Genomic DNA, 3,961 nt, shown 5'->3' with positions numbered 1-3,961 from the left:
GCTCGCGGCAGCCGTTTCATCACGGGCGCGGGCATAGCCTTGTGCATCGCCGGCCCCGTTACCCAAGTAGTAGCCGTAACCCCCGGCGATCGGCACCAGCAGGGCAAAGCCGGCAAGCGCGCCGTTCCACCACCTGTCCCACCGGCGCCGGCGCTGCTCATGGGCGCGGCGATCGGCGGCATCGGCTGCAAAACGATCGGCCAGGGCAGCGTGCGCGGCCGTGTCAGCGTCGATCCGACGCCGCAGGGCCTCCCCCGCCCCGGCAAGGCCGTCCGTGGCTCCACGACGCGCTCCGGCCTCCGCACGGGCCTCCAGGGCGGCAGGATCGACCAGGCGAGCCGCTATGGCCTTGTCACGGGCTTCCTCGTCCTCGGCACGCTGTGCGTCCCTAGCGGCGGCATCGGCGAGGCTGGCGCGCACGTCGGACACCAGGTCGCGCAGGGTGCCGAAGCCGGCAAGGACGCGCTGGATGTTGGTGTCGAGGTGGGAGAAGAAGCTGTGCGCCTGGGCGGTGTCGGCAGCATCGCGCGCACGACCGGCAGCAGAGGGCGGCGGGTCAGAGGGCGTGTCGAACTCGGCCGGATCGAACTTGCCAGCTGGGGGATCGGTTCGGCTGCCGCCACGAGCCATTCCCCTTCCGCGTCCCTGATCGTGGAGCTGGCGGGCCTGTTCGAGCAGGCGACGGGGATCGTCCTCGCGGTCGCGCTCCATCAGCGTTCCTCTCCGGGCAGCGTCCAGCCCTCGAACGGTTTCCTGTCCTGATCGCGGCTGATGCGGTGGGTCAGCTCGGAGACGATGCCGGCGAAGCGTTTGTCCTTGCTGGCGGCATCGATGAGCAGCCCGCCCAGGATGATCTTGCGGCGGGTATCGAGGCGACGACCTTCGGCAGCGACACGGGCATTGAGCGCGTCGAGACGGGCCTTGGCCTGATCGACCCGTTTGCGGGCCTGTTCGATCGCTTCTGGTGTCGGTGCCGCCATGTTTCCTACCCGAAAGTATGAATGCGAAGCGACTATAGCTCAACCCAACAAGCGAAGCCACCCGAGATGACGATAGGAGACAAGGGCGCACTTTAGCATTACTGCGTAATGCGTGCGGCAGGGATACCCTGCACCCATGTCGCTTTGCGACAGCGGGGCCTCCGCCCCACACCCCGACCAGCGCAACGCTGCTGGACCACGTTGAAGAAGGCAGGCGCAGCGATGGCGATCTACCATCTGGCGGTGAAATCGGTGTCGCGCTCGACCGGGCGCAGCGCGGTCGCGGCGGTCGCGTATCGTGCCGGCGTCTGTCTCGAAAATGAGCGCGACGGCCTGGTGCACGACTACACGCGACGGGGGGGCGTCGAAGATGCGTTCATCATCGCGCCGGAAGGCGCGGAGTGGGCGCAGGACCGCTCCGCGCTGTGGAACGCGGCCGAGGCGGCGGAGAAGCGCAAGGACGCCAAGGTGGCGCGGGAATACGAGCTGGGGCTACCGGCCGAGCTGGACGCCGGCCAGCGCCGCGACCTGGTTCGTGCTTTTGCGGAGAATATCCGCGACCGCTACGGGGTGGCGGTCGATGCGGCGATCCATGCCCCCCATGATTATGGCGACGATCGCAACCACCATGCCCACGTCACGACGACGACGCGGGAGGTCGGGCCGGAGGGGCTGGGGGCGAAGACGCGCCAGCTCGACGTGCGTTCGACGGCCTCGGTGGAGGTGGAAGCGATCCGGGAGCGGTGGGCCGGGATGGTCAACGACGCGCTGGAACACGCCCAGGTGGCCGAGCGGGTCGATCATCGCAGCTACGAGCGTCAGGGGCTGGATATCGAGCCGACCGTGAAGATGGGCCATGCGTCGGCTGCGATCGAGCGCCGCGCTGAGCGCGAGCAGATCGCGGCCGGCGAGGAGCCGCACGCCGTCACCCCGCGCGGGCAGATGAACGAGGCGATCATGGAGAAGCGAGGGCTGGGCTTCTACATCGAGCGTGGTCAGGAGCGGATAATGGAATGGTCCCACCAGCTCCGCGAGCGGGCCGAACTGGCGATGCAGGGCATGTCGAGCCTGGTCCAGGGCGCAGCGCGGGCGATGCGATCGGGGTTGCAGACCAGCAGCGATGGCGGGTTCGAGGCGGTGCCGGCGCTCGACCAGTCAGCCCAGCGCGACCAAATGCCGGCGATCGAGTTGGACCAACCGGGGCAGCGTGATCGCGATCGGCAGCGAGAGCAGGAGCTGGACCGTCAGCGTGGGCGTGACGGGCCGGATATCGGATTCGGGCGGTAGGGTTGCCGCCGAAGAATCGTTTTCGGCAGAGTGTAAGGTAACGCTTGACAAATGTCAGGAAATGCCTTACAATGTGTCTATGATTAAAACATACACCAGCAAGGCGCTCGAAGCCTTCGCCACCAAGGGAGATGGCTCAAAACTTCCCGTCCAGAACCACAACCGCGTTCGTCGCATCCTGCTCACGCTGGATGCAGCCGCGAAGCCCGAGGACATGAATGTTCCGGGCTTTCGCTTTCACGGGTTGAGCACCAAGCCCAAACGATACGCAGTCGATGCCAGCGGCAATTACCGGGTCACATGGGCTTGGGATGACGGCAATGCGATCGACGTGAACATCGAGGACTATCATTGAGGGGGCGTGCCCCCCTAAAAATCTGTCAGCCAATGCTTGACATGTAAGGCTTTAGTTTACATATAGAGCTTATATAGAGACGCATGATGATCCGGGATCGGCCCGGACAGGAGACAGATGATGAACCAGCTCGTATCCGGCCTTGCCCCGATGCACCCCGGTGAGCTGCTGCGGGAGGACATTCTGCCCGCGCTCAACAAGCCCAAGGCGGAGATCGCCAGGCTGATCGAGGTGTCGCGGCAGACTCTCTACGATATCCTCGCCGAAAAGCAGGATGTCACCCCGACCATGGCGCTTCGGATCGGCAAGCTCACCGGCACCACGCCCGAAATGTGGGTGAACATGCAGCGCAACTTCGACCTCCGTGTGCAGGCGGTGAAGGACGCCGATATCATCGCGCGTATCCCGACGCTCGAAGCGGCGTGATCCTTTTATCAGAATTTGCAGAAGGGCGGGGGTATGCTGAAACTGTGGACGGCCTTAGTGGTCGGCACGACGCTGACCTGTTCGGGACAGGTAGAAGCCCAACGGCGCGTTGTTAAAAAAGCTACGCCAGTGCGCGTGGCGTCGTCAGCATCAAGCGCCAGTGCTTACGCATCGAGTGTTGCCGGCGTCACCTGTGACAATGCCGCAGCCCGTGCCGCATCAATAATTCCGCTCGCACGCGTTCTTAAGCCGCTATCGAATATGGATACGGCACAAGGAAAAACGGAGTTCGAGACAACAGAGCAATTTGTCCAACGCCGAGGCGATACAGTTACGCGCCTACTAGGCGGAGAAAACATCGTAGCGGTAGTCCCACTTGCCGATCATTTCAGCTATAACGCTGAAACGCAACAAGCGCGGATTTCTCCGGCTCGGGAGAATCAGGACTATTCGGATACCAGCGAAAGCACGACGATATCCCTAGAAGCTTTCAAGGACTTCACGTCACTCGGCAGCTACGTGGGTAGCAACGCCTACGGAGCCACGGCGAGGGTGAAGGCTGGAATCTTCTCGCAGTATTATATCGACGTCAACGTATCCCGACACGACAACAGTTGGAATTCGACTTTTAGCCGAACGGTAAAACTGGAGCTTAGCCCAGAGAAAGCCCGCGAGTTAAAGGAACGAGGTCAAATCGTCTTAGTTGGGCGCTTGATCGCGCCCTACATATCGATCGGAAGCGTCTATGAACGGCCAACGTTCAAAGACCCCTCGCAAACCACCTTCAAAGAATACCACGTCAAGGCCGAAGCAGCCTGCATGATGATCGTCAAGGACGGAGAAGTCGTGTCCAATGTTTCGCTTCTATAAAAGTAGACCGCGATGGCTGTTATAGGCACGATCATCGCAAGAG

5 protein-coding genes and 1 pseudogene are annotated in these 3,961 nt (G+C 62.7%); 4 read left to right on the top strand and 2 right to left on the bottom strand.

The annotated features are described in order from the left end of the window. Positions 1 to 711, bottom strand: a pseudogene (locus IQ35_RS20650) (hypothetical protein); the annotation flags it as partial. Next, complete coding sequence (locus IQ35_RS20645) at positions 711 to 980, bottom strand: hypothetical protein (protein ID WP_019054706.1); 270 nt, start codon at positions 978 to 980, stop codon at positions 711 to 713. The pseudogene IQ35_RS20650 and the gene IQ35_RS20645, both read right to left, overlap by 1 nt. Before the next feature lie 222 nt (positions 981 to 1,202). On the opposite strand from IQ35_RS20645, the gene mobQ reads away from it, so the two are divergent. From mobQ to IQ35_RS20625, 4 genes are all read left to right on the top strand, one after another. Further along, on the top strand, positions 1,203 to 2,267 hold the full coding sequence (gene mobQ, locus IQ35_RS20640) for a MobQ family relaxase (RefSeq protein ID WP_107395343.1): 1,065 nt from the start codon (positions 1,203 to 1,205) through the stop codon (positions 2,265 to 2,267). Then, positions 2,230 to 2,622, top strand: a complete 393-nt coding sequence (locus tag IQ35_RS20635) for a type II toxin-antitoxin system RelE/ParE family toxin (protein WP_242003437.1) — start codon at positions 2,230 to 2,232, stop codon at positions 2,620 to 2,622. The genes mobQ and IQ35_RS20635 overlap by 38 nt, the downstream gene beginning before the upstream one ends. Positions 2,623 to 2,739: 117 nt before the next feature. Then, entirely contained in the window at positions 2,740 to 3,048 is a 309-nt protein-coding gene (locus IQ35_RS20630; RefSeq protein ID WP_019054709.1) for a HigA family addiction module antitoxin, read from the top strand. 33 nt (positions 3,049 to 3,081) lie between these two features. Beyond that, positions 3,082 to 3,918 (top strand): hypothetical protein, encoded by an 837-nt coding sequence (locus tag IQ35_RS20625; protein ID WP_145076178.1) that lies wholly within the window; start codon positions 3,082 to 3,084, stop codon positions 3,916 to 3,918. Positions 3,919 to 3,961: the final 43 nt, after the last annotated feature.

The sequence above is a fragment of the Sphingobium wenxiniae genome (assembly GCF_007830065.1).
GTDB classification, from domain to species: Bacteria; Pseudomonadota; Alphaproteobacteria; order Sphingomonadales; family Sphingomonadaceae; genus Sphingobium; species Sphingobium wenxiniae.
This window is presented reverse-complemented; position numbering and strand designations above follow the sequence as displayed.